Here is a 26,128-nt window from a genome sequence, read left to right as displayed (position 1 = left end):
CACACACAGCGCACAAAAGCACAGTTACGCCGGCAATGTAAACAAGTAGGGTGTGGCGTTGAGCCACGCCCGGTTTCTGAGCTGAATTCTCGAGAATAAATATGCCAACTACCACTACCAAGCCCGCTCACGACGCTCCGCGCCCTCTGGACGGCATTACTGTCATCAGCCTGGAGCATGCCATCGCTGCGCCGTTTTGCACGCGTCAGCTTGCCGACATGGGCGCGCGGGTCATCAAGGTGGAACGGCCGGGTGTGGGTGATTTTGCCCGAGGCTACGATGAACGCGTCAAGGGTCTGGCTTCTCATTTTGTGTGGACCAATCGCTCCAAAGAAAGCCTGACGCTCGACTTGAAACACCCTGATGCGTCGGGTGTTCTGGAAAAACTGCTGAATGAGGCCGATGTGCTGGTGCAAAACCTGGCTCCGGGCGCGGCAGCACGTATGGGCCTGTCCTATGATGCGCTAAGCAAGAAGTATCCCCGACTTATCGTCTGCGATATTTCCGGGTATGGGGAAGGGGGCGATTACGAAAAGAAAAAAGCGTACGACCTGCTTATTCAGAGCGAAAGTGGCTTTTTGTCGGTAACGGGTACGCCTGAAACCCCAGCCAAAGCCGGGTGCTCAATGTCAGACATCGCTGCGGGCATGTACGCCTACAGCAGTATTCTTTCGGCGCTACTGTTGCGTGGGCGAACCGGCAAGGGCTCACGTATAGACGTGACCATGCTTGAAAGTACGGTGGAGTGGATGGGGTTTCCCATGTATTACGCTTTCGATGGGGCCGAGCCTCCTCCCCGTGCAGGCGCCTCACACGCCACGATCTCTCCTTACGGGCCTTTCCCTGTGGGTGATGGCAGCGAGGTTATGTTGGGTCTGCAGAACGAACGTGAATGGGCGTCATTCTGCACGACCGTGCTAGGCCAGCCTGAGCTCATCGACGACAGTCGTTTCAATGCCAACTTCAAGCGCGTTGAAAACAAAGATGCACTGCGGGTGCTTATTGTTACGGTGTTTGCAGCGCTGACGCGTGAACAGGTTATTGAGCGACTTGAAGCGGCCAGCATCGCCAATGCCAGCGTAAACACCATGGCTGATGTCTGGGCCCACCCCCAGTTGCAGCAACGTGCGCGCTGGACACAGATAGATAGCGAAGTAGGCTCGCTTCCGGCATTGATTCCGCCAGCCACGAACTCTGAGTTTCAGGCCCGTATGGATAAAGTACCCGCTTTGGGCGAGCATTCTGCCGCCATCTTGCAGAAATTGGGCTATACCCCCGAGCAAATTCAAACCTACACCGAGCAGGGGATGATCTGATGACCAGCGCTGCTAAATCACTTCGCAGTGCCCTGTTTGTGCCCGCCACCCGCCCCGAGCGTTTTGAAAAAGCGCTGGCGGCTGGGGCTGACGCCGTTATCATCGACCTGGAAGATGCGGTAGAGCGCACCGCCAAAACACAGGCCCGTGACCATGTGCGTGAATTTGCCCTTACCGCCGCACCAGCCTCATTTTTGCTACGGGTCAATGATGCGTCGACACCGTGGTTTGAAGATGATCTTGCATTGTGTGCTGACTGTGATGCCATTGCCGGCATTATGCTGCCTAAGACAGAGTCGGCGGCTCAGGTCAACCGTGTAGCGGCTGTTGGCAAGCCGGTTGTGCCTATTATAGAAAGCGCGCGCGGTGTACTGGCCTTGGCTGAGATTGCCGGTGCAGGTGGCATAGAGCGACTTTCTTTCGGCTACCTTGATCTCATGCTTGATACCGCCACCACACCCGATACGGCAGGTGCACGATTATTGCTGGATCACATTCGGTGCCAGATCTTGCTGCACAGCGCCGCAAATACACTTGCGGCACCGCTGGACGGGGTTTATCCCAATTTTGCCGATGCCCAGGGCCTTGCGCAATTGGCAACACAGGTGCGTGATATGGGTTTTGGCGGCATGCTGTGCATACACCCTAAGCAGGTAGGTGTAATTCATACGGTTTTTCAGCCTGCCGAGCAAGAGGTGAGCTGGGCTCGTCGTGTGCTGGAACAGGCCGAGGCCACTGCATCGTCAGCGTTTCAGCTGGACGGGCAAATGGTGGACGCGCCGGTGATCGAACGGGCACGACGCATAGTGGCGCAGGTGAGTGAGCAGTAGGCTGTAGTCGTGCCCGCTAGCATGAGTTGCGCGCAATGGCTCGCAATCTGCGCTTCGGCGGGCATTGCACAGCAGCAAATCACCGCTGCGCCCGAAGTGAGTGGATGCGCCTGGTACACGGTGCCACAGCACCGTTGTGGGTATTTATTGCTTTGGGCAGCTGTTGGGCCGTTTGCTGCAAAGATGCTCAGGCGTTCGCAACGCCAGCAATTCGTCGACCTAATCAAGCATTGTTAATTGATACGGTGCAATGCCTGATCGGCGCAGGCTTCAATAAGATCGTGCAGGCCACCCTGGGCCAGCATTAGCGTGGAATCCAGATCAGCGAGTGGGCGCAGCACAAAGGCGCGTTCATGCATGCGCGGGTGGGGCACACGCAGGTCGGGCGTATCAATATCTTGGTCGCCGTAAAGCAACAGATCAAGATCCAGCGTACGCGGGGCATTACGGTATGGGCGTTGGCGCCCATGCAGGTGCTCTATGTGCTGAAGAACAGACAACAATTCATGCGCGTCGAGTGACGTGAGAATCTCGGCCACGGCATTGATATAGTCGGGGCCGCTGGCGTCCACGGGTGCACTGCTGTACAACGGAGAAACTCGCACAAACTCAATGTGGGGCAAACAAGCCAGCTGCTCGATGGCTTGGTGCAGGCTGGCCTCTGCGTCGCCCAGGTTGGCACCCAGGCCGACATAGGCGCATACAGGCGGGGCACTGGGGTGCTTAGTGTGTGTCATTAGCACCTGGTGCCATCTGAACAAGCCTGTGCGGGTGAGTGATTACCCGCTTAACCATGCCTTGTGCCATCGTTTAGTCTTGTGGTGCGCTGTCGTGGTGTGTGCCAGAGCTGGCCTGCTGCGCACCTGAGCCGCCATCGGTATGTGCTGATGCACCGTCTGCGCTGCGTTTTTTGCGGGGGCGACGGCGTCGTTTGGTGGCGACGGTGGCACCGCTTTTGCGGGATTGTTCCTGATAAGACTCGATCATTTCAGCGCGGGTTGAATCATCGGCATTGGCCAGATCCATCCACCATTGCGCCTGCACGCTGTCGACCTCTTTGGCTTCTGCGCGCAATTGCAGAAAGTCGGCAGCGGCCCTGAAGCGCGGCTGATCCAGCATGCGCCAGATGGCGCGTGGGTTGACGCGCTCGAAACGGGCCTGCATAAACCAGATCTCGCGCATATCGGCCTGAAAGCGCCGTTGTATGGCCAGCTTGCGTGTTTGCTGTTCAATAACCGAGTCGGCAGCCTGTACCAGGGCTTGTGACGCCGGTTCGCCTGACGCGCGTAATTCGTTCCATCGTCGGTAGACCAGCTTCCAGAGTAGTGCAGCGAAGAGAAAGCTTGGGCTGACGGTTTTACCGCCTCGCACACGCGTATCTGTACGTGCCAGGGCAAATTCTACGAACTCTTCGCCGCCTTCTTCAGCAAAAACCTGGTCAATAAGTGGTATTAGCCCGCGGTGCAAGCCTGCTTTCTGCAGCAGTCGCAGGCAGTCCATGGCGTGGCCGCAGGTTAGCAGTTTGAGCGTTTCATCGAACAGGCGCGAAGCAGGCACATGCTCAATTAGCCCCGCCATGCGCTGTATGGGTTCGGCCGTTGCCGGGTCTATGGTGGCGTCGAGCTTGGCAGCAAAACGCATGGCGCGCAGCATGCGTACGGGGTCTTCACGATAGCGCGCCTCGGGGTCGCCAATCATGCGAACAACGCGATTTTTTAGGTCAGCAACGCCCCGGTGGTAGTCAATGACGTATTCGTCGATGGGGTCGTAATAGAGTGCATTGAGCGTAAAGTCGCGTCGGGCGGCGTCTTCTTCCTGGCTGCCAAACAGGTTGTCGCGCAAAATGCGACCATGCTCGTCGGTGAATTCGTCGCCATTGGCCATGGCCCGAAATGTGGAGGTTTCGATGATTTCTTGCCCGAACACCACATGCACGAGCTGAAAACGGCGACCAATTATGCGCGCGCGCCGAAACAAGGGTCTAACCTGTTCGGGGGTGGCGTTGGTGGCAACGTCGAAATCTTTGGGCTGCAGGCCCACGATAAGGTCGCGCACGGCACCCCCGACAATGTAGGCCTCGTAGCCGGCATTGTGCAGCACTTCGCATACCTTGACGGCATGGCGCGATACTTTGCGCTTGTCGATGCCGTGTTTTTCGGGGGATATTCGCTCTGGCCCGCGAGCAGGGCCTGCGAAAAGGCGCCCGACAAAGTTCTTTATTGTTTGCTTTAGCATTGCGATAGTTTAAGACTTTGCGTCCAGCATGTCGCTGAACAGGTCGAGTACGGGCCAGCTGCGGGCCTCTGCGATCTTTCGCAGTGCAGGGCTGGGGTTGGTGGCGACAGGGTGGGTAACGACTTCGAGCAAGGGCAAATCGTTGGGTGAGTCGCTGTAAAAGAACGAAGCCTCAAAGCTGTCGAGCGTCAGCCCCATTTCGGCCAGCCACGCTTGAACGCGCGTGATCTTCCCTGCCTGGAAGCTGGCCACACCTTGTATACGGCCTGTATAGCGACCGTGGTGCATTTCGGGCACGGTGGCAATGAGGTGGGGTATGCCAAAGGCCTGGGCGATGGGTTGGGTGACGAACTCATTGGTCGCCGTCACGATGGCGCACAGGTCGCCACGGCTGATGTGCTCGTGCACGAGTGCGCGTGCCGAGGGCAGAATGGCGGGCATTACGATGTTGGCCATGAAGTCTTCATGCCAGGCATTGAGCTCAGCGGGTGCCGCGCGTGTCAGCAGGCCCAGCATAAACTCGGCCGACTGCTCGGCCGTGAGCTGGCCTGCGTTATAGCGCTCCATAAGCTCATCGTTGCGTCGCTGGGCCTCGGCCGGATCGCCGGCACGTCCGGTGCGGGCGAGGAAGTCGGCCCATTGATAGTCGCTGTCGAGCGGAAGTAGGGTGTGGTCCAGATCGAATAAGGCCAGGCGTTGCGAGCTTGTCATGTGTCTTCAGGATGATGAGTTGGGTGGCCAGAGGCCAGCAAGTCTTTAAGCAGGGGCAAGGTAATGGCCCGATGTTTAGCAAGTGAATAGCGGTCAAGCGCATCAAGCAGCGCACTCAGCATGCGCATGTCGCGTGTGTAATGGGTAAGAACCCAGGCGACCACCTCGGGCGCCAGACGCAGGCCGCGCTCGGTGGCTTTGGTATTAAGCGCCCGTGCACGGTCGTCATCAGACAATAATTCAAGCCGAAACACCAGATCCCAGCCCAGACGGGTGCGCAGGTCTTCACGTAACGGCATGGACAGCGGCGCACGGTCACCTGCCAGCACCAGCATGAAGCCCTGATCCGCTGTAGCAACCTCACGCCAGCGATTGTACAGGGTGAACAGGGCTGCCTGCCCTGCCTCATCGAGCAGTTCGACATTATCGATGGCGATCAGGCGATACGTCAGGGTGTCTGAGGTGGCAATATTGGACAGCACGCCGGGCGGCGAGTCGGCGCCAGAATAATAGGCGTGTTCGCCGCTGGCCATGGCGCGCAACAGATGCGTGCGGCCTGCACCGGGTGGGCCCCATAGATAAATAGCTCGACCGGGCCCGCCGTGCCGAAGCGCATCGAGAACGCCGTCGTTGGCGCCCACAACGAAGTTTTCGAGTGAGGGCGGTGGGGGTGGGAGCAGGTCAAGAATCAGTTGTTGTGTCATGATTTTGTTGTGCAGGGCGAGCGACTTTCCATAGAAAGCCGCGTTCGTCGTAAAATCACCCTTCAAGTTCAACTAAACATGCAATTCTTGCACATCCCACGGCTTTTCTCATGACAAACAAATTTTCCGCTCCCATGACCTACCGCGACGCAGGGGTCGACATCGACGCTGGTGAGGCGCTGGTTGATCGTATCAAGCCTCTTGCGGCACGTACTATGCGGCCAGGGGTCATGGCCGGAATCGGCGGGTTTGGCGCATTGTTCGAGGTGCCGCGCCACCTTAAAGAGCCTGTGCTGGTGTCAGGCACTGACGGCGTGGGCACCAAGCTGCGCCTGGCGTTCGAATGGAATCGTCACGACACCGTGGGCATTGATCTGGTGGCCATGAGTGTTAACGACATTCTGGTGCAGGGTGCCGAGCCTCTGTATTTTCTCGATTATTTTGCTTGCGGCAAGCTGTCCGTCGACACTGCAGCCAGCGTGGTAGCTGGCATTGCAAAAGGCTGTGAGCTGGCAGGCTGCGCATTAATCGGTGGTGAAACGGCCGAAATGCCGGGCATGTACCCCGATGGCGAGTACGATCTGGCGGGTTTTGCGGTCGGGGCGGTTGAAAAATCACGCATTATCGATGGCAAATCAATTGCCGTCGGCGATGTGGTGCTGGGCCTGGCTTCCAGTGGCGCGCACTCCAATGGGTTTTCCTTGTTGCGTAAAATTCTCACGCATGCCAACGCCAGGCCTGACCAAGAACTTGGCGGCCGTCCTCTGCGTGATGCCGTCATGGAACCTACCCGTATCTATGTCAAGTCAGTGTTGGCCGCGTTGGCTGAACATGGCAATGCCATTAAAGGCCTGGCGCACATTACGGGCGGCGGTCTGCTTGACAACGTGCCCCGTATCCTTCAACCCGGTCTGGCCGCACGCCTGCATCGTGATGCCTGGCAAATGCCCGAGCTCTTTACCTGGCTGCAGCAAAACGGCGACGTCGACGACGTCGAAATGTATCGTGTGTTCAACTGCGGCATTGGCATGGTGATTGTTGTTCCGGCTGACCAGGCAGACGCCATAGTCGCTACGCTGACCCAACATGGTGAGCAAGTTAGTCACCTGGGCGAGATCGTGCCCCAGGAAAGCGCTGACGCACCGCAAACGACGGTCGTTTAATCAGTGCCCTGACGGTAACGGTGGCGCTGCAGCAACGCCATAGCGTGGCGTGCTCAGCGCCAGTGCAGGGCCACCTCGTCTGCGATCTGGGCTGCAGCTGTTGGCGCCAGGCAATCAACAATCGTTCTTTCTGGTTGCGACCGCAGCCAGGTCAGCTGCCTTTTTGCCAACTGGCGTGTGGCGGCGATGGCACGCTCTATGGCTGCGTCCAGCGTACACGTGCCATCGAGGTAGTCCCAGATCTGGCGATACCCCACGCAGCGCACCGACGGGAGCCCTGTATGCAGGTCTGGCCTGACGTGCAGCGCCTTGACCTCTTCCACTAGCCCGGCCTGAATCATGCTTTGGTAGCGCTCGGCAATGCGGGCATGCAGCGCCAGCCTGTCCGACGGTTCCAGACTAAGCGTAATAAATGAAAACGGTGTTGCCGTGCGCGGTCGAGACTGCTCCAGCCAATCTGTCATGGTGCGTCCGCTGACGCGATAAATTTCAATAGCGCGTTGCACGCGCTGGCTATCATTAGGTTTTAGCCGTTCAGCGCTTTTGGCGTCGAAGGATGCCAGCTGCTGATGCATGGCGGGCCAGCCTTGTTCACGGGCTTCCTGATCGATTTGCGCACGCAGGGCAGGGTTGGCCTCGGGCAGGTCGCTCAGGCCCTCGCGCAGGGCCTTGTAATACAGCATGGTGCCCCCGCACAGCAGCGGGTAGTTTCCGCGCGCGATGATTTGCGGGATAAGCGTGCTGGCATCGCGTTGGAACTCGGCCGCCGAATAGCTTTCAGCCGGGTCGCGGATGTCGAGCAGATGATGCGGTATTTTGGCCTGCTCTGCTGCGCAGGGCTTGGCGGTGCCTATATTCATGCCGCGATAAATCGTGGCTGAATCAACCACAATAATCTCAACTGGCCAGCGTGCGGCAATGGCAAGCGTTGCGGCGCTTTTCCCCGAGGCGGTGGGCCCGGCCAGGCAGATAACGGGTAACGTGTCGGAACCAGCAGGCATACTCATGGGTGATATCGGCAAGTGTGGTCGAGGCGTAAGCGGTAGGTGCGATGCCCAAAGCGGTGGTGACAGCGGTTTGCGTCGGGGACGGCAGGCTGGCGGCGTTTCAACTGGCTACTGACCGCGCATGAAGAGTCGGTCGAGCTCGGCAATTGGCCATTGCATCCATGTGGGGCGACCATGGTTGCACTGGTCGGCTCGCTCGGTGGTTTCCATGCGGCGTAGCAGGCCGTTCATTTCGTCCAGTGTCAGACGACGGTTGGCCCTGACAGAACCATGACATGCCATGGTGGATAGCAGCTCGTTGCGCTGCTCTGTAAGCCGCGGTGACGAACCCACGCCGGCCAGGTCACGCAATACGCCGCGTGCCAGCGACTCGATATCACCGCCTGCCAGCAGTGCCGGTACGGCCCGCACAGCGACCGAGGCGGGGCCAGCGGCCCTGATGTCCAGCCCTAGTTCGGACAGCGTATCGGTATATTCTTCAATGAGGCCGATTTCTTTTTCGGCCACGCTGAAGACCACGGGGACAAGTAGCTCTTGGCGCGGCAGGCTGCGGGTGTCCATGGCCTTTTTGAGTTGCTCATAAACAACCCGCTCGTGTGCCGCATGCATATCGACCAGAACAAGACCGTGCTCATTTTGCGCCAGTATGTAAATGCCGTGAAGCTGTCCCAAAGCCATGCCAAGTGGAAACTCTGAATCAGTTTGAACCCGTGTTTGCGGCTCACCCATGCGCTGCATGGCGGCCGGCAGCGATGTCAGAGGCCCGGCAGCTGCCGTGGTATAGGTTTGATAGGGGGCGGCATCCAGCCCGTCAGCGTGCCCGGAGAAGGGGCCGGCGCCAGGCGTACTGGCGTGTAGGGCGTCATCGGCAGGGCGATACAGCTCGCGCCAGTCGGTACCCGCTGCGTCATCCGGACGCAGCCGCAGTGGCTGTTGCTGCGGTCGACTGCCAAACGGGAAGGCACCGGGCCTGGGTGCTGGCTGACCTGGAGGGGTAACGCCGTCTGCTGCGCCCGCTTGGCCGCGCCCTTCAGCGTGCCCCGATTGCGGCGTGCCGCTGGCATCTGTAGGGGTGGCGTTGCCCTGGGCAGAATCGAGCATATGACCGCCAGCCGCCGCCAGAGCCTCGCCCAGTGTCTGGCTGACAAATCGGTGGATGGCGCCGCTGTTGCGAAAGCGCACTTCGTGCTTGGCAGGGTGTACGTTGACATCAACGCCCGATGGGTCGGTTGAAAGAAACAACACATAGGCGGGTTGCCGATCACCGTGCAGCACATCGGCATAGGCCTGTCGTATGGCATGCGATACGGTGCGGTCTTTGACGTAGCGCCCGTTTACATAGAGATACTGGCGATCGGCGCGGCTGCGCGCGAATGTGGGGCGCGTGATGATGCCATGCAGCGCCACCAGGCCAAGCTCGTGGCTGACCTGTACGCCCTGGCTGACAAACTCGGCGCCAAGCACATCGCGTACTCGCTGGCCCATGTCACAGGCGCGCCAGTTACGTTGTGGCTTGTCATTGTGAAACAGCCTGAAGGCGATGTGAGGTTGGGCCAGCGCAATGCGTTCGAGCGCGTCGACACAGTGGCCGTACTCGGTGGATTCGGTACGCAAAAATTTGCGGCGCGCGGGCACGTCATCAAAAAGCTGTCTTACGTCTATGGTGGTGCCTACTGAACCAGAAGCGGGCACAGGGGGGTCAAATTCGGAAGTGACTTGCCAGGCGTGCGGGGCGTCAGCCGTTCGTGACGTGAGCGTAAGGCGCGACACCGAAGCAATCGAGGCCAGTGCCTCGCCCCTGAACCCCATGGAAGCGACCGCCTCGAGTTCGTCCAGCGAGCTGATCTTGCTGGTGGCGTGACGGGTAAGCGCCAGGTGCATTTCGTCGGCGGGGATGCCGCTGCCGTCATCGCTGATGGCGATACGCCGTATGCCACCGCCATCCAGACGAACCTCTATGGCGCGGGCGCCTGCGTCAATGGCGTTTTCGAGCAATTCTTTCAGGACGGAGGCCGGGCGCTCAACGACCTCACCAGCAGCGATCTGGCTGATCAGCAGGTCGGGCAGGGCGGTAATGGAGCGTCGTTCATGCATGGCGTAAATTTATCAAAGTAATAAGAGTGGGAGAATGGTACGATTTTAGCCCTTGGCAGCCAGGGGGGCGGGTGGGCTTCACCCTCGTCAGTTTCGGGCAGGCCGCTTTTTCCGGTAGACGCTATGCTTGATTTTTTACACATGATTCTTCATATCGACCAGACCTTGGGTATTTGGGTGGCTGAATATGGAGCGTGGATCTACCTGGTTCTGTTCCTGATTGTATTTGGTGAGACTGGGCTTGTGGTGCTGCCTTTTTTACCGGGCGATTCGTTACTGTTTATTGCCGGGGCATTTGGTGCCAGCGGTCTGCTTGACCCCGTGTTGCTGGCGGCGCTGCTGGTGGTGGCTGCGGTGTTAGGGAATACGGTTAATTATCATATAGGCCGGTATATCGGCCCACGTGTGTTTACCAGTAATTCACGCTATCTCGACCGCAAAGCCTTGGTGCGTACCCATGCTTTTTACGAGAAGCACGGCGGCAAAACCATAATAATGTCGCGGTTTTTGCCGGTATTTCGCACCTTTGCGCCGTTTGTGGCTGGTGTGGGCAGCATGAGTATTCTGAAGTTTCAGCTGTTTAATGCAGTGGGCGCACTGCTTTGGGTCTGTGGGCTGATTACGCTGGGCTACTTTTTTGGCAACGTGCCCATTATCAAAGAGCACCTGAACACCATTGTACTAATTGGCATTGGCGCGGCGGCCGTGCCTGTGGTTGGCGGTGTGCTTTGGCGCGTGATCAAGGGCCAGACGAGCAAGCCCTGACCCTGGTAGTGTCAGGCATGCCGTACCGTCGGCATGCCATGCCTAGCTGCGCTGAGCGAGTGTCGGGCTAGACTCAAAATAGCCATTGATACCGACCAGAACTGCCCGGGCAATACGGTCTTGGTGGCGGTCGCTGCGCAATTTACGCTCTTCTTCAGGGTTGCTGATGAAGGCCGTTTCAATCAGGATGGACGGGATATCAGGCGCCTTCAGTACGGCAAAGCCTGCCCGTTCGACGTTGCGCTTGTGCAAGGTATTGATCTTGCCGATTTCTCCCAGAATCATATCCCCCACACGCATGGAGTCGTTGATCTGTGCTGTGGTTGAAAGATCTAGCAGCACTTTTGCCACTTGCTCATTATGCGAGCCCAGGTTTACGCCGCCGATCAGGTCCGCTTCGTTTTCACGTTTGGCCATCATGCGGGCGGCAGCGCTTGAGGCGCCATTTTGCGAAAGTGCATACACCGAGGACCCGCGTGCGCTAGGCTTGATCCAGGCGTCGGCGTGCACTGAGATGAACAGGTCGGCCTTTACCCTGCGGGCCTTTTGAACACGCACATGCAGTGGCACGAAGTAATCGCCGTCACGAGTGAGATAGGCGCGTGTGTTGGGCTGAGCGTCAATTAATTTCTTGAGCCGCTTGGCAATACTGAGCACGATGTCTTTTTCACGCGTGCCAGCACGCCCGATGGCGCCAGGGTCTTCGCCACCATGGCCGGGGTCAATGGCAATCAATAACGGCTTGCTGCGCTGCCGGGTAAAGCTGGGCGGCGCAGGAGCAGGCTCGTTGGGCTTTGTGGCAATGGGCGGCAACCTGCTGGGCGGTGGAGGCGCACTGGGCTTTGACGGAAGGTTTTGCCCAGGCACGGTTGGCACGGGCGCATCGGCAAGAGGCGCGTTTTGAGCCAGGTCTTCAAGCACCGAAGCCAGAGGGTCACTTTCAGTGTTGTTCAGGATGGCCAGCAAGGGGTCTTGCGCAATCTTGGGGTACAGGTCGAGCACCAGGCGGTACTTGTATTCGCCTATTGGCTTTAGCGTAAAAACCTGGGGGGCAATGGGCTGCTTCAGATCCATGACCAGACGCACGACATCGGCCCGGTTCTGGCCAACACGCACGGATGCAATGTACGGGTCGTTAGGCCTGATCTTGGAAACCAGCTCTTTGATGGTGGAATTTATGGTTACACCCTGAATATCCACGACAAGTCGATGAGGGTTGTCGAGGGTGAAGTGCTCAGCCTTCAGCTCGGTATCCATTTCGAGGGTGACGCGGGTGTATTCGTCAGCCGGCCACGTACGTACCGCAACAATTGTCGAGGCACGTGACAGCGAGGGAATAACCTGAAAAGCCAGCAGAACCCCGGTGGACGCTAAGAGGCGTCGCCTGGATCCGTTGGCAGGTTTTGTGTCGGCGCGGGCAGGGAAAGTGTCGTCAGCCATTTTTGTCCTTTTTCGCTATGGGCGGCGAGACAGGCATTGCGCCCGACATCAGCATAGTCAAGCTTGATGTCAAGGTCGGGAGGGGGAAGAAGGCCGCCGGCCTGCTCAGGCCACTCAATCAAAATTACGGCATTATCTTGGAAAATATCCCTGAAACCTGCATCTACCCATTCGCGCGTATCGCTAAATCTATAAAAATCAAAGTGATAGAAGTATAAGTTAGAAAGATTATAGCTTTCAAGCAGCGCGTAGCTAGGACTTTTAATTCTTCCGGTGATTCCGGCCGCACGCAACAGGGCGCGAGCGAAGCTGGTTTTACCCGCTCCCAACTCGCCACGCAAATGAATACGGCCTCCTGCTGACAGGTTGGGGAGGCCAGGATGCGTGCCGCAAAGCATGGGTGCGAGCGCATTGGCCAATGTTTCAGTGGCCGCTTCGTCGGGTAAATATATATTAATTTGTAGGTAATTGTCGTTATTTGTCGACATTTCTTCTCTCTACGTCATTGGCGCTATGGTTAGCCAGAATGGAATTGTGATGATGGAGAACAGGGTGGTCAGCGACATGGTAACGGCAACCAGGGGGCCATTGCCGCCCATTCTGGCCGCCAGCACGTACGCGGCCGACGAGGCCGGCAACGCACCAAATAACAACAGTGCCTGGCGATCGGCCGGTTGCAGATCAAGCGCCCAGCCAATGAAAAGCGCAGCGGCAGGCATGACAAGCAGCCGTACTGCCAGGATCCAGCTCATGAGGGGCGCAGACCCGCGCCCCCCACGCAGCGACAGCGTTGCACCCACGCACATCAGGCCCAAGGCAATGGCACATGCCCCCAAACGCCCCAGTGTTACGTCTATGACATGGGGGATGGGAATGCGCAGTAAATTACAGGCCAGAGCCAGCACGGTGGCAATGATGAAAGGGTTCTTGATGAGCTCAGGCAGTATTTTGAGGCCTTTCTGCTGCCGGGCCAGCCCATGAACGGCGGCAATATTGCTGATGGGGACAGCAAAGCCCACGATAACCGCCATGGCGGTCTGGCCTGAGGCACCCGCCAGGCCAGCGGCCAGTGACAGGCCTATATAGGTGTTGAAACGATATCCGCATTGCGCCACCGAAGCGTGATCCAGACTATTTGGGTGGATGACGGGTACGGCCAGCCAGGATGCCAGCACCCCAAAGCCCATGAGGGCGGCGACCGCTACAAAAACCAGATAGGTGCTCGATAGCGTAAGCGGGGTTTGTGTGATGGAATGGAACAGCAGGGCAGGAAACAGAATAAAATACACAAGCTTTTCAGTCCCTTGAAAGAAGCTTGCCGAAAATTTTAGTTTGTGAAATAGCAGCCAACCCATAGCGATTAGCAGAAAATCAGGCAAAACCAGTTGTACGACTGACATAAGGTGCGTGTATGTGGGTGGCTTGGGCGCGAGCGGGCTTCGGGGGACGGTATTCTGTGCTCTTTTGCACAGGCGCCTCCATTTTACAGAAGTGCACGATCTGCCTGCTCAGGTATAGTGGCCGGCTGCATTGGTGTCGTGCGACGTCAGTCGTAGCTTGGCATAATGCCAGACGCCTATTCACAATAATTAATCACGGAGTCTCCAACAATATGGCAATTTTCCAAAAGAAATTTATTGCGGCTGCACTTACCCTGGGTGCTGCTTCACTGTTCGGATCCAGCGTGTCTATGGCTGCTGACTACCCGTCGAACCCTATCCGGGTCATTGTTCCTTTTGCTCCTGGTGGGTCAACCGACATCGTTGCGCGTATCGTAACGCAGCGCATGGGTGCGATTCTGGGCCAGCCCATGATTGTCGAAAACAAGGGTGGCGCCGGTGGTGCCATCGGAGCGCAAGAGGCCGCACGTGCCAAGCCTGATGGCTATACGCTTTCTATCGCTACCGTGTCGACCATGGCCGTCAACTCGGCGTGTCGGCCCAAAGACCTGCCCTACGATCCGCTCAAAGACTTCATGCCGGTCACTAACTTTGCCAATGTGCCTAACGTCATTGAAGTGAACCCCAAGTTTCCTGCAAAAACCTTTAAGGAATTTGTACAGGTACTTAAGGACAATCCAGGCAAGTACACACACGGCAGTTCGGGCACATGCTCGGTACTGCACCTGTTTGGCGAAGCGTTCAAGCAGGCGACAGGCACCGATGCCATACACGTACCGTATAAAGGTTCAGGCCCTGCGGTTACCGACGCCGTGGGTGGCCAAATCGACAGCATGTTCGATAATGTGCCATCGTCCATGGGCCAGATCCAGGCCGGAAAGCTTCGTGCGCTGGCCATTGCATGGCCTGAGCGTCTGAAGGCCTTGCCAGATGTACCTACACTTGCCGAAGAAGGTTACCCTGAGCTTAACCAGCCAGCATGGTACGGTTTGCTGGCACCTGCAGGCACGCCCGAGGCAATCATTACCACCTTGCGCAATGCGGCAGTCGAGGCACTGAAAGACCCCAAGGTTATCAGTGCGCTTGAAAAGCAGGGTGCAGCGCCTTCAGGCAACACGCCCGAAGAGTTCGCCAAAGAAATCAAAGAGCAATACGATTGGGCCCGTGACGTTGTCGCCAAAGGCCATATCACGCTCGAGTAAATTGCACTGCTTTTCTGCGCTGTAATGTAAGTTCGCAGCGTATATGAGCTGCAATCAGTAAAAAAGCCAACACCTGCGGGTGTTGGCTTTTTTATTTGGTGCGCCTGGTGGCATGCACTTGCAAGCGCAAGACCTCTCGTAAGTTGTTCACGGCGAACGAAATGATGCGCAGCAGCTTGGTGTAACCGGGAGTGGAAGCACCCGGGCCGCTTTACTCCAGCGGGTAATCCCGAATAAGCATTTTATGAAGCGCCGCTTAACATAAATAAAATTGACACAAAGTTGTTGCCATTTCTACCATGATCCATGGCAAATAAGAGTGCGCATTGCCTTTGGTAATTTGCTGGCCACTAAGCATGTCGTTTTCTGACTTCTTTCCCCGATCGTGTTTGGACCATGGAACGATGTTCAACTCAAGTTAATCGGGAAAATAAAATGGCGTTTGGGGCAATAAACGGAAGAAGTATAAAAGCAGAAGATAGCCTGAAAATTAATATTTTTTGCTCTGACGAGGGGCAATTCGTTAATACGATACTTGGCGTTGTAACCGAAAACACGACTCTGGCTGTTAATGCTGCATGCTCATGGCTTGGCAGCGAACGGGCTCAGAAGTCGGTATTTCAGCGGCCGGTCTGCTTGAAACGGGCCGAGGTGTCAATATTTCAACGGCAGGTCTGTTTATGAGGCACAGCCAAAAAATCAATGAATACCGGGCTGGGCTTAAATTGAATGGTATCGGGGCTGAAGCCCTGAATCAGTCCCATGCGAAGCAGTACCGTCTCATACAACGATTATCTACTTCCACGGTTAATTAATAATCGGCGTAATCCGGGTTTCTCTTGGGCCTGGTATCAACGTTTAAATAGGGAGCAGTTCCATGACGGGAAGCTAGCTGGAAGGTAAGTCCTGTAATTAGCTGGAGGGTAAGTCGTGCAATTGAGGAGTCCGATATGAAGATCCGTGCAGCGGTATTGCGTGAAATGGGGCTGCCTGCTCCTTATGCACAAAGTAAACCAATCAAAATCGTCGAAGTGGATCTGGATCCTCCCGGGGAGGGAGAAGTTCTGGTAAAGATCAAAGTAGCGGGTCTATGCCACTCTGATCTTTCAGTGATCAACGGTGATCGGCCACGGGGTGTGCCCTTGGTGTTGGGTCACGAGTCGTCGGGCGAAGTCGTTGCCATAGGCAAAGGCGTGCATGGGTTGCAGCCAGGTGATCATGTGGTCACCGACTTCGTTCCAACGTGTGGTCATTGCCTGCCGTGCAGTCAGGGGCGCCCAGCACTGTGCGAACCTGGCGCTCAGGCTAATACGCAAGGGTCCTTATTGGGGGGCGGTCGGCGTCTGCATATGGGCGACGAGCTGCTTAACCACCATGTGGGGGTGTCGTGCTTTGCTGACCACGCCGTCGTGTCACAGCATTCTTGCATCAAAATTACACGCCAGATATCACACCGGGAAGCCGCCCTATTTGGTTGTGCCGTATTAACGGGTGCCGGGGCTGTCATTAACCGGGCCAATTTCAAGTTGGGTGAAACCGCCGCAATTGTAGGTTTGGGTGGAGTGGGGCTCAGTGCTCTGTTAGCGGCTGTTGCAGCGGGTGCCCGAAGAATCGTGGCCGTTGATCTCAGTGATGAAAAACTTGAACTGGCTAAAACGCTGGGAGCCACTCACGTTATTAATCCCAAGCACATTACCAGCGATAAAGATCAGCTTGATGCGGCGGGCGGGGCGGTTGACTACGGTTTTGACATGGCTGGCGCTGTGGCTGCATTTGAAATGGCGTACAAACTCACGCGTCGAGGCGGCACCACGATTACTTCAGGCCTGCCAAATCCGAAATCATGCTTTTCGTTGCCGTTGGCGCAAATGGTGGGTGAAGAACGCGATATACGGGGTAGCTACCTGGGGTCGGGCGTTCCAGCCATAGACATAGCCAAATATATTGATTTGTATTTGGCCGGAAAATTGCCCGTAAATAAGCTTCTGGGTCAGGCATTTACCCTGGATCAAATTAATGAGGGTTTTGATCATCTGGCCTCGGGGTCAAGTCTGCGCGATTGCATCATTTTGGATAATTGACCAAGGAGAAACGTGTGAGCGCAGACAAAAATACGATGTGGATGAATCCGCTAGTCAAAAAGTTCGCCAAGTTTGATCAGCTGACTATTGTATTTTTGCTTTTTATTGTTATTTTTTTGGTATTTACGGCAACGCTTCCTGGGTTTTTCTCAACAGGAAATCTGGTGGCCATGCTGCGCTCGATATCTGTGCTCGGTATCCTGGGTTTTGCGATGGCTATTGTCGTGATTGGGCGCGGTATTGATTTGTCCATGGTTGCAGTCATGGCGGTTCCTACGGCGCTCATCATGACTCTTGCCGGTTCCGGCATGGGTGTATGGCCTGCTTTACTTATCGGCCTGTTATTCGCGCTGGTAGTTGGTTTGCTCAATGGTATTTTCGTTGCCTATGCCGAGATCCCGGCTCTGTTTGTTACCTTGGCGATGGGCTTGGGTTTGGCAGGCTTGGGCCAGGTAGGCATTTTGAAATCTGACATGGTGCCTTGGCCCGACCAAATGAATGGGCTGCTGTGGTTGGGTGGTGTTGATGTGTTGGGCATCCCCAGCAGCATATTGGTAGTTATTACTGTTGCCTTGCTGGTTTGGTTGTTTCTGAACTATACGAAACTGGGTTTATTCATTTATGCGATTGGTGATAACCCAAATGGAGCACGCACCACGGGTATTCCTGTTCGCCCAATTATTGTTCTTCAGTATGTATTGGCGGCACTGATCGCTGTTTTGGCTGGCCTGGTAACGGCCTCTTCCAATAGCCTTATAGATACCAGAATTTACAACCTTTCTTTAATCTACGACATCATTTTGGTGGTGGTTATGGGTGGCGTAGGTTTGTCTGGTGGCCGAGGTGGTGTCATGAGCGTTATTGTCGGCACTTTGCTGGTGGGCACCATCATTAATGGAATGACGATTCTCAACCTGACCCTTGATGTACAAAACTTAGTCAAAGGTGTGGTGCTATTAATTGCCATTGCACTTGACAGCGTTTTAAACCCCCGCAACGAGGAGACCGCACAGCAAGGAGATATTTGATCGCAATTACTCAGCCCCAGGACTCAGCATTCAAGAGTAAATCAAAAATTATCATAGATTAAATCAAATAAATTGAATGCTGATATACATATTTAGGAGACAAAAATGAATGGTTTTCGATTTCTGCGACGCGGTCATCTGGCAAATTTTCTAGCCACCACGGTTTTGGGGTTGTCAGTCGCCACACTTTCGATTCTGGGCCCTGGCGTCGCCGTAGCCCAAGGTGCAGGCGCTATCAAAGATCCTGAGCGTGCTCGCTACTACGATATTTACAAAGACAAACGCGTGGTTTTTGTGCCGGTGTTCATGGGGCTTGATCTGACCGAAGGCTGGTCTGAGGTTATGAGCCAACAGGCAAAGCGTCTGGGCTATCAATACGAAGTCAGGAATGCAAATTTTGACACCTCGGCGGGTGTACAAATTCTTACCCAGCTTCTCAATGAAAACCCCAAGCCGAATGTGGTGGTGATACAGAACCCTGATGTCACCTCTTATGCCAAGATCGAGAAAAAGCTGGAAGAAGCCGGAATCTACGTCATTCAGCTCAATATGAAAAGCCTGACCATGACGACAGGTTTTGCCGGTGCAGATGCAACCGTTATCGGTGAAACTCAAGCGCAGTGGGTGGTGGACCAGTGTGGCCCGTCTACGTCACAAAAGATCATGATTCTGAACGGCCCTACAACCGCTCCCTGGACGGTATATATGCAAGAGGGCTACAACAATATTCTCGAGAAACATCCCGATATCAAGGTCGTGGCCCGGCAATCTGTGGGCAACTACGAGTCGAGCAAAGCCAAATCCATTACTGAGGTCACGCTTAAGCAGCATCCCGACCTGTGCGCCATTATGGGGGTTTGGGATATTCCCGATTTGGCTACAGCAGCCGCTGTCAAAGACGCCGGGAAAACCGGCAAGATACTGGTTTCCACCAGCGGCGGTGGGGGCGAAGTCGCGTGTAAGGGCTTGAAGTCTGGCGGGTTCGATCACTATGTTAGCTACGATGTGCCGGGCCAAAGTCGTGACGTGAACGATCTTATTCAAATGGCAATGCAAAGCCCCGAAAAGCCGGGCAAGCTCAAAGTAGCGCTGTATACACCTTTGTTTGTTTATACCCAGAAAGATGCCGAAAGCCATCAATGCTGGTCGGTAGACACCTTGCACCAATAGACCTGCTGTCGTCGAACGGGTTGTTGTTTATATCGGGTACGCGGGGCAGTTCTTGGAATAGCCCTGCGTCCCTGAGTCGCTGTCGACAAATAAAGGCTTGCCACGGATGTTACGGAGAATATTATGAAAACTAACCGCTTCGCGTACCGCAGGTTTCTGGGCCGAAGATTTTCCACCCTGGCGGCTGGCATGGTAGCCACCATACTGTCGCTCGGTCTGTTTGGCCAAGCGTGTGCACAGGGATCAGGAGCTATTAAAGATCCTGAACGTGCCCGTTATTACGATCTTTACAAAGGCAAGCGTGTTGTTTTTGTTCCGGTATTCATGGGGCTTGATCTGACCGAGGCGTGGTCCAAGATTATGCAGCTGCAGGCCAAACGCCTGGGGTATGAGTACGAGGTTCGCAACGCCAATTTTGATACGTCTGCGGGTGTACAGATTCTGACTCAATTGCTTAACGAAGACCCCAAGCCGGATGTCGTCGTAATACACAACCCTGATGTCACCTCGTATGCCAAGATCGAGAAAAAGCTCGAACAGGCAGGCGTGTCTGTGGTGCAGCTAAATATGAAAAGCTTGCAGATGACAACCGGCTTTGCTGGTGGAGACGCGACGGTCATTGGTGAAATGCAGGCCCAGTCTGTGGTTAAACACTGCGGGCCAGATACATCACGCAAAGTGTTGATCCTCAATGGCCCTACAACGGCTCCCTGGACGGTTTATTTACAGGATGGGTACAACAAGGTATTTGAGAAAAACCCCGAAATTAATATCGTTGCCCGCCAGTCGGTGGGTAATTATGAGTCTTCGAAAGCCAAGTCGATTACCGAAGTAACCCTTAAGCAACACCCTGACTTGTGTGCTGTTATTGGTGTCTGGGATATTCCAGATATGGGGACGGCTGCCGCCATTGCCCAGGAAGGGAAAACAGGGAAAGTGTTTCTTTCGACCAACGGTGGGTTTAGCGACTATGCCTGCAAAGCCATTGAAGAAGGAAAGTTCAGTAATTACATCAGCTTTAATGTGCCGGGCCAGGGGCGTGATGTTAATAATTTGATTCAGATGGCGCTGCAAAGCCCCGATAAACCTGGAACATTGCAGGTGGCTCTGTACTCGCCCCTGCAAGAAATTACCAAGAGTGATTTGGCCAGTAATCGGTGCTGGACGCTAGACACCGTGCATCAGTGATGTAATTTCCTCAAGCCCCCAGGGGCTTGAGCTGTCGAACTAAATGGATACCCCATAGAAGCATGGATACGATAAAGAAACTTCGGTATCGCTATTGGCCCGACCGCGCAATTGGTGAGTTGCTGGCAAAACAATGGATGGAAACGGCGGTACCGTTACTTGTGCTCTTGCTTGTAATTGCAGGCTTTGCATCGGTTTCTGAAAACTTTCTTACGTTTAGCTCTATTTCTGTGCTGCTGCGGCAATCAGGTGAAATCGGCTTCATCGTATTTGGCATGGCATTGGTGCTGATTGTTGGCGGGATCGATCTTAGCGTGGGGTCGATGTATGCAATTTGCAATGTACTGGTTCTGTACTTTATCCACGTTCTTGAATGGTCTATTTTCCCCGCAATGGGGGTGACCCTGTTGTGCGGTGCGCTAATGGGGGCCGTCAATGGCGTGCTGATCGGGTATCTGAAGCTGCGTGCTTTTCTTACGACGCTGGTTACCCTGATTGTTTTTCGCGCCATATTCAACCTCATTCAATTTAAATGGGCGGTTGAAATTGCGTCGACGATTCCAGACTCTGATCTGTGGGATGAATTGGGCAACGGTACTGTGCTTTTTCTGCCGGTTTCTACCTGGATCTTCATCATCGTCGCCATTTTGCTCCACATATTTCTAACTCGCATGCGGGGCGGATGGCACATGATGGCAGTGGGCGGCTCGCGTCGCTCTGCATACAATTCCGGCCTGCCGGTTAATCGGATCGCGGCTCAGGCGTATGTTGCTTCTGGCGTGTTTGCTGCCGTAGCCGCCATTTTGTATGCGGCTCGGGTCGACAGCAGCAGCGCTGACACAGGCATGGGTCTGGAGATCGTGGTGCTCGCAGCGGCTTTGCTGGGCGGTATCCGCCTGGGGGGCGGTAAGGGCTCGGTCGTCAAAGCAGTACTCGGTACCCTGATTATTCTGATCGTTACCAACGGCCTTAGGGGGTTATCTGTTCCTGCCGGGTATATCCGCATGTCGTTGGCTTTTATCATGATTGCAGCGGTAACCCTGGATATCCGCTGGTTCAAGAATCGTGGCAAGGCGTTAAGCGAGCTGTATGTTAGCCCCGGCTATTTATCCTTGCCATCGGCTCCCGATACGCATGCCGAGTCGAACTCACCCTATTCGGTAAATAATAAATTTGGTGATACTGAGTTAATCGGTCTGGGCATGATCGAGTCCCCCGAAGACGTGATCCTGGACGAGGACGATAACCTTTATTGTGGCACCCGTCATGGCGACGTCATGCGGTTTTTTGCGCCTGACTATAAGCGTATGGAGCTTTATGCGCATATTGGCGGCCAGCCCCTGGGGATGGCATTCGACAAAAGCGGTAATTTGTATGTTTGCGTGGGTGGTATGGGGCTTTACTGCATTAAACGCAATGACCGTTCGGTCGTAAAGGCAACCGATGAAACAGGGCGCTCATGGCTATCAGTTGTGGATGACAGCCGATTGCGGCTGGCAGATGACCTGGATATTGCCCCCGATGGCCGAATTTTCTTTTCTGAAGCGACCGTACGCTACGAGATGCATGAGTGGCCCATCGACAGCCTTGAAGGGCGAGGCAATGGCCGTATTATTTGTTATGACCCACGTACCGGCCGCACCCACACTGTACTGAAGAATCTGATATTTCCTAATGGTGTTTGCATTGCATCGGATGGCCAGTCACTGCTTTTTGCAGAAAGCTGGGCGTGCCGGATTAGCCGTTATTGGTTTGATGGGCCTAATAAAGGCAAGCTGGAGGTTGTTATCGCCGATTTGCCAGGTTACCCGGACAATATCAACAGGGCTTCTGATGGTAATTACTGGATTGCCATCATGGGCATGCGCAGCCCGGCTTTCGATCTGGCGATGCGTTCACCCGCATTTCGTCGACGTATGGTCAAACGCCTGGGGCAGGATGAGTGGTTAGCCCCGAATATCAATGTGGGTTGCGTAATCAAGTGCAATGATAATGGGCAGGTTCTGGAGTCGTACTGGGATCGCAGTGGTAAAAATCACCCCATGATTACTTCTATGCGCGAACATCGAGGTTATTTGTATCTGGGGGGTATATCCAACAACCGCATTGGTCGATACAAATTAGAAGAGGCTGACCCCGATTTCATGCAGCATCCCATCGAAAAGGTTTGACAACATGCTCAAAAGAATTAAGCGTGCGCATAATCGTTTTTTTGGGGTGGGTGAGGCCGATACGTCGGTACCTGTATTTGATGGGGCGCTCAAACCCAATCATTTACTCGATACCGCAGAGGTCTTTCTTGAGCGCCCGGGCCTGGAGGACATGGCCATCGATGGCCAGGGTCGTCTGGTTGTGGCGTGTGGCAATGATATCTTGCGTGTCGAACCCGGTGGGGCCTTGCAGCCGATTGCCAGTTTGCCTGGGCCCATACAGGCCCTCGCGTCGTATCGCGATGGCCTGGTTGCGGCTACCCGGGATGGCCTGTCGTTTGTGACAGGCGCTTTCGACGGAAAACATGTTCAAACACTGGGCGATCAGCCTGCGCAATGCATTAATGCACTGTGTGAAGGCCCCGACGGCACTGTATTGATCACCGAGGGGTCGCGCACCATACCCTATGACGACTGGGCTGTAGATTTGCTCAGCGGGGGTAAAAGTGGGCGTCTTCTTATGTACAACCCAGAATCGGGCAACACCCAAGTTCGTGCGCAAGGCTTGGCCTATGGCTATGGCGTGTGTTACGACGGTGAGCGCATAGTGGCGTCAGAAAGCTGGGCTCATCGCCTTTTGGTTTTGCGCGAAGACAGCATAGATTCAGGCCCGAGCCAGATACCGGGCTACCCCTCGCGTATTGCTGCCGCTTCTGGCGGCGGTTTCTGGCTGACAATTTTTGCTCCGCGCAGCCAATTGCTTGAATTCGTGCTGCGGGAAGATGCCTTTCGCGCTGAAATGATGCAAACCGTCGAGTCCAAGTATTGGATTGCACCCGCCTTAAGCTCAGGCCAGGATTTTCTGGAACCCCTGCAACAGGGCGGCGTAAGGCAAATGGGCACACTGAAGCCATGGGCGCCTGCACGTTCCTATGGCCTTATCTTGCGTCTTTCGCAAGACTTAGTGCCGCTGTATTCCTTGCATAGTCGAGTTGGAGGCTTGCACCACGGTATTGTGGCCGCAGCCGAACTCGATGGCGCCTTGCTGGCCTTGTCCAAGGGTTCAGGACGCATTCTGCGTGTGCCGCTATCTGATCTTGAACTACAGGACTGACACCATGACACCGATATTGGAACTTCATCAGGCGACCAAGCGGTATGGGGGCGTTCCGGCCATAGAACAGGTCGACTTCACGCTCATGAAAGGGGAAATCCATGCGCTATGCGGCGAAAACGGTGCAGGCAAATCGACACTGACCAAAGTCATGGCGGGGGTGGTCGACCTTAGCTCAGGCGAGATGAAGATCGATGGCAAACCTGTGTCGTTTCGCAACCCCGTCGAGGCCTTGTCGGCCGGCGTGGCCATGGTGTTTCAGGAGACCAGCCTGGTACCCACCATGACGGTAGGTCAAAATCTGTTTCTGGGCAAAGAGAAATTCGTTAATCGCTTGCGGGCTATTTATATTGCTGCACAGCAGTTACTGCAGTCACTTAACTTTAATGTAGACCCAACCCTCATGGTGGCCAATCTTGGCGCTGCCCAAAAGCAAATGGTTGAGATTGCCCGTGCCGTGCTGCACGATGCACGCGTCATTATTTTTGATGAGCCCACGGCCACGCTTACACCAGAAGAGAAAAAATATTTCTTTGACTTGATACGTAATCTGAAAGCCCGGGGTGTCTCTATTATTTTTATTTCCCACGCGTTGGAAGAAGCGCTGGAGCTGTCGGACAGAATCACCGTGATGCGGGATGGCAAGCATATTGTGACTGACGAGACCGTAAAGTTTAATCGTGACAGTATTGTGCACGCCATGGTTGGTCGTGACCTGGCCAGCACGCTGTATGGTCAGAAGACGACGTTGCGTAAGGCAGGAGAGCGGGTGCTTAGCGTACAGAATCTGCGCATGGGGACTATGGTACGCAATACGTCATTTTCGGTTTTTGCCGGCCAGATCACGGGTGTGTTTGGTCTTATCGGGTCGGGTCGTACCGAAACATTCAAGGTGGTGGCGGGGGTGCTCAAGCGCGACTATACCCACGGAGGCAAAATTCTATTCAAAGACAAGCCTATACGCTACCGGGTGCCAGCACCTGCAGTTGCTGCTGGTATTGCCTACATTACCGAAGACCGAAAGGTTGATGGTTTTTTTGAAACCATGACTATTTCGCGCAATATCTATGCGGGCTTGCTTGCAAAACTGCGGGGAAAGCGCCAGGTGATGCGGCGTTCTGAAGAAAAAGCCACAGGTTCACATTGGAGGCAAAAGCTGAATGTGCGTGCAGTAACCGAAAATGCCAAAGTCATTGAGTTATCAGGTGGCAATCAGCAAAAAGTCGTTATTGCCAAATCTTTGGTTCAGAACCCCGAGTTGGTCATCTTCGACGAGCCTACGCGCGGCGTGGATGTAGGTGCCGTTGCCGAGATCCACGAGATCATTCGTGGCCTTGCTGACCAAGGTCTGGCCGTTGTCGTGATTTCTTCTTACCTGCCCGAAATCATGATGCTATCTGATCGCATATTAGTGTCGCGTCAGGGGCGTATCGTAGAAGAGTTCACCAATACGAACGTGACTGAAGAGGAGATCATGTATGCCTCCATCCACTGATGAGTTAATTGCCTGATCCGTGCGTCAGGGTCTGAACTTGATTAGCCGATAGTTTGGCCAGGCCTTCGATACCCAGGTGGTCCTTCTATGGCGTGTTGCACAAGTAGCTGGCGTAATCAGGCTACCAGTTGCCGTGCCGTGCCGTCTGGAATTGCGTCGCGTTGCCAACGTAAATCGGCGGGTGCCATGGTGGTCGGATATGGCGAGTTCCAAGTAGTGTGTTGTTTGTTGTTTGTTGTTTGTTGTTTCATATATGACTGTTGCTGTCGCGGGTCAACTATCTTGGCCGACGTGTCAAGTTAATTGTCGTTGAACATGTTGCTGTGGTTAATGCCGCATTCGGGCTCGCGGCAACATTGCTTTATAATGCTAGCCCGGTGTGCTCGGCTTGGCGTTTCTACACGCCTATGTAGCTGTGCATCTACTCACCGATAATTGCGTCCCTGTAGTTAAATGGATATAACTTTCCCCTCCTAAGGGAAGATTGCAGGTTCGATTCCTGCCGGGGACGCCAAGCCTATTCTGTCAGTCTGTTTGTATCTCCATTAGCGTTCCCCCCATAATAAAGCCGTAGCCGCCTCGCGCCCTGTACTTGAGGCACCAGTGGCTGCATCTGCCTGCGAGCACCGCACCAGATACCTGGCACCCGAAGCCTGAGACCATAGATCACTGTCTTCAAGACAGCGAACTCATGCGCGATACGCGACCCGTGCTGGCGTTTTCCCTTTCCTATAAAACCTTGTTGTTGATCAATTACCAAACTACAGCGTATGATCGTGACGGCAGTCAATGCTCCGGGTGTTTAAGCCCGGTTTTCCTTATCTGCAAGGTATGTAAAGGAGTTAAAAAATGAAAAAAGCGATTGTTTTGTTGCTGCTGGGGGCGTCCGTTGTTATTGCGGGCTGCAATACAATTAGCGGTGCTGGTAAGGATATCGAGCGCGGTGGCGAAAGCATTCAGAAAGCCGCCGACAAATAGGGCTTAACTCAGCGTGATGGCGCCGGGACAAGACTTCCGTGGTTTTGAGGTTGTCAT

The 26,128-nt window shown here is 54.9% G+C and carries 22 protein-coding genes and 1 tRNA gene; 14 read left to right on the top strand and 9 right to left on the bottom strand.

Annotated elements, in window-relative coordinates:
• Positions 1 to 101 precede the first annotated feature (101 nt).
• Positions 102 to 1,316, top strand: coding sequence for a CaiB/BaiF CoA-transferase family protein (locus tag FQ179_RS17960; protein ID WP_149398677.1), 1,215 nt, complete (start codon positions 102 to 104; stop codon positions 1,314 to 1,316).
• The gene (locus FQ179_RS17955; protein WP_149398676.1) at positions 1,316 to 2,146 is read left to right on the top strand and encodes a CoA ester lyase; all 831 of its coding nucleotides are present in this window, start codon (positions 1,316 to 1,318) and stop codon (positions 2,144 to 2,146) included. Before FQ179_RS17960 ends, FQ179_RS17955 begins: the two co-directional genes overlap by 1 nt.
• Positions 2,147 to 2,379: 233 nt before the next feature.
• Here FQ179_RS17955 and folK read toward each other — a convergent pair whose 3' ends face one another.
• The 4 genes from folK to hda form a co-directional block, all read right to left on the bottom strand.
• The gene (folK, locus tag FQ179_RS17950; RefSeq protein WP_149398675.1) at positions 2,380 to 2,883 is read right to left on the bottom strand and encodes a 2-amino-4-hydroxy-6-hydroxymethyldihydropteridine diphosphokinase; all 504 of its coding nucleotides are present in this window, start codon (positions 2,881 to 2,883) and stop codon (positions 2,380 to 2,382) included.
• Between the two features lie 73 nt (positions 2,884 to 2,956).
• Positions 2,957 to 4,381, bottom strand: coding sequence for a polynucleotide adenylyltransferase PcnB (pcnB, locus tag FQ179_RS17945; RefSeq protein ID WP_149398674.1), 1,425 nt, complete (start codon positions 4,379 to 4,381; stop codon positions 2,957 to 2,959).
• A 9-nt stretch (positions 4,382 to 4,390) separates the two neighbouring features.
• A complete protein-coding gene (locus FQ179_RS17940; RefSeq protein WP_149398673.1) occupies positions 4,391 to 5,092 on the bottom strand; it encodes an HAD family phosphatase in 702 nt (233 codons plus the stop codon).
• Positions 5,089 to 5,796 carry a DnaA regulatory inactivator Hda gene (gene hda, locus FQ179_RS17935; protein WP_149398672.1) on the bottom strand — a complete coding sequence of 236 codons (708 nt, stop codon included), beginning with the start codon at positions 5,794 to 5,796 and terminating at the stop codon, positions 5,089 to 5,091. Before hda ends, FQ179_RS17940 begins: the two co-directional genes overlap by 4 nt.
• Before the next feature lie 110 nt (positions 5,797 to 5,906).
• Between hda and purM the strand changes: the two genes are divergently transcribed.
• Entirely contained in the window at positions 5,907 to 6,959 is a 1,053-nt protein-coding gene (gene purM / locus FQ179_RS17930; RefSeq protein ID WP_149398671.1) for a phosphoribosylformylglycinamidine cyclo-ligase, read from the top strand.
• 53 nt (positions 6,960 to 7,012) lie between these two features.
• Here the strand turns inward: purM and miaA are convergent, their stop codons facing one another.
• Together miaA and mutL are read right to left on the bottom strand one after the other, a co-directional pair.
• Complete coding sequence (gene miaA / locus FQ179_RS17925; protein ID WP_188074651.1) at positions 7,013 to 7,966, bottom strand: tRNA (adenosine(37)-N6)-dimethylallyltransferase MiaA; 954 nt, start codon at positions 7,964 to 7,966, stop codon at positions 7,013 to 7,015.
• Positions 7,967 to 8,074: 108 nt separating this feature from the next.
• Entirely contained in the window at positions 8,075 to 10,060 is a 1,986-nt protein-coding gene (gene mutL / locus FQ179_RS17920) for a DNA mismatch repair endonuclease MutL (RefSeq protein WP_149398670.1), read from the bottom strand.
• Positions 10,061 to 10,183: 123 nt separating this feature from the next.
• Here mutL and FQ179_RS17915 point away from each other — a divergent pair, with 123 nt between their 5' ends.
• A complete protein-coding gene (locus tag FQ179_RS17915; protein WP_149398669.1) occupies positions 10,184 to 10,825 on the top strand; it encodes a VTT domain-containing protein in 642 nt (213 codons plus the stop codon).
• 42 nt (positions 10,826 to 10,867) lie between these two features.
• Here FQ179_RS17915 and FQ179_RS17910 read toward each other — a convergent pair whose 3' ends face one another.
• Genes FQ179_RS17910 through FQ179_RS17900 form a run of 3 tightly spaced genes read right to left on the bottom strand, consistent with a single transcriptional unit; the run spans position 10,868 to position 13,665 of the window.
• A complete protein-coding gene (locus FQ179_RS17910) occupies positions 10,868 to 12,265 on the bottom strand; it encodes an N-acetylmuramoyl-L-alanine amidase (protein WP_149398668.1) in 1,398 nt (465 codons plus the stop codon).
• A complete protein-coding gene (gene tsaE, locus FQ179_RS17905) occupies positions 12,196 to 12,753 on the bottom strand; it encodes a tRNA (adenosine(37)-N6)-threonylcarbamoyltransferase complex ATPase subunit type 1 TsaE (RefSeq protein ID WP_149398667.1) in 558 nt (185 codons plus the stop codon). The genes FQ179_RS17910 and tsaE overlap by 70 nt, the downstream gene beginning before the upstream one ends.
• Positions 12,754 to 12,762: 9 nt before the next feature.
• Positions 12,763 to 13,665 carry an AEC family transporter gene (locus tag FQ179_RS17900; protein WP_149398666.1) on the bottom strand — a complete coding sequence of 301 codons (903 nt, stop codon included), beginning with the start codon at positions 13,663 to 13,665 and terminating at the stop codon, positions 12,763 to 12,765.
• A gap of 212 nt (positions 13,666 to 13,877) precedes the next feature.
• Here FQ179_RS17900 and FQ179_RS17895 point away from each other — a divergent pair, with 212 nt between their 5' ends.
• The 10 genes from FQ179_RS17895 to FQ179_RS17850 all read left to right on the top strand — a co-directional run bounded on the left by FQ179_RS17895 (position 13,878) and on the right by FQ179_RS17850 (position 26,071).
• The gene (locus FQ179_RS17895; RefSeq protein WP_255475053.1) at positions 13,878 to 14,867 is read left to right on the top strand and encodes a tripartite tricarboxylate transporter substrate binding protein BugE; all 990 of its coding nucleotides are present in this window, start codon (positions 13,878 to 13,880) and stop codon (positions 14,865 to 14,867) included.
• Positions 14,868 to 15,817: 950 nt separating this feature from the next.
• Positions 15,818 to 16,948, top strand: coding sequence for a zinc-dependent alcohol dehydrogenase family protein (locus FQ179_RS17890; RefSeq protein ID WP_149398665.1), 1,131 nt, complete (start codon positions 15,818 to 15,820; stop codon positions 16,946 to 16,948).
• Positions 16,949 to 16,962: 14 nt separating this feature from the next.
• Entirely contained in the window at positions 16,963 to 17,976 is a 1,014-nt protein-coding gene (locus FQ179_RS17885; RefSeq protein WP_255475052.1) for an ABC transporter permease, read from the top strand.
• A 105-nt stretch (positions 17,977 to 18,081) separates the two neighbouring features.
• The gene (locus FQ179_RS17880; protein ID WP_149398664.1) at positions 18,082 to 19,146 is read left to right on the top strand and encodes a sugar ABC transporter substrate-binding protein; all 1,065 of its coding nucleotides are present in this window, start codon (positions 18,082 to 18,084) and stop codon (positions 19,144 to 19,146) included.
• A 123-nt stretch (positions 19,147 to 19,269) separates the two neighbouring features.
• Positions 19,270 to 20,334 carry a sugar ABC transporter substrate-binding protein gene (locus FQ179_RS17875; protein WP_149398663.1) on the top strand — a complete coding sequence of 355 codons (1,065 nt, stop codon included), beginning with the start codon at positions 19,270 to 19,272 and terminating at the stop codon, positions 20,332 to 20,334.
• A 62-nt stretch (positions 20,335 to 20,396) separates the two neighbouring features.
• The gene (locus FQ179_RS17870; RefSeq protein WP_149398662.1) at positions 20,397 to 22,505 is read left to right on the top strand and encodes an SMP-30/gluconolactonase/LRE family protein; all 2,109 of its coding nucleotides are present in this window, start codon (positions 20,397 to 20,399) and stop codon (positions 22,503 to 22,505) included.
• Positions 22,506 to 22,509: 4 nt separating this feature from the next.
• A complete protein-coding gene (locus tag FQ179_RS17865; protein WP_149398661.1) occupies positions 22,510 to 23,598 on the top strand; it encodes a hypothetical protein in 1,089 nt (362 codons plus the stop codon).
• A gap of 4 nt (positions 23,599 to 23,602) precedes the next feature.
• Positions 23,603 to 25,093 carry a sugar ABC transporter ATP-binding protein gene (locus FQ179_RS17860; protein ID WP_149398660.1) on the top strand — a complete coding sequence of 497 codons (1,491 nt, stop codon included), beginning with the start codon at positions 23,603 to 23,605 and terminating at the stop codon, positions 25,091 to 25,093.
• Positions 25,094 to 25,532: 439 nt separating this feature from the next.
• Positions 25,533 to 25,607, top strand: a tRNA-Arg gene (locus FQ179_RS17855).
• Between the two features lie 335 nt (positions 25,608 to 25,942).
• Entirely contained in the window at positions 25,943 to 26,071 is a 129-nt protein-coding gene (locus tag FQ179_RS17850) for an entericidin A/B family lipoprotein (protein ID WP_137235980.1), read from the top strand.
• The last annotated feature ends 57 nt before the right edge of the window (positions 26,072 to 26,128 follow it).

Origin of the sequence: Pusillimonas sp. ANT_WB101 (genome assembly GCF_008369125.1) — a bacterium.
Classification (GTDB): Bacteria; Pseudomonadota; Gammaproteobacteria; order Burkholderiales; family Burkholderiaceae_B; genus Allopusillimonas.
The sequence above is the reverse complement of the archived record's forward strand: the minus strand, read 5'-3'. Positions and strand labels throughout refer to the sequence as shown.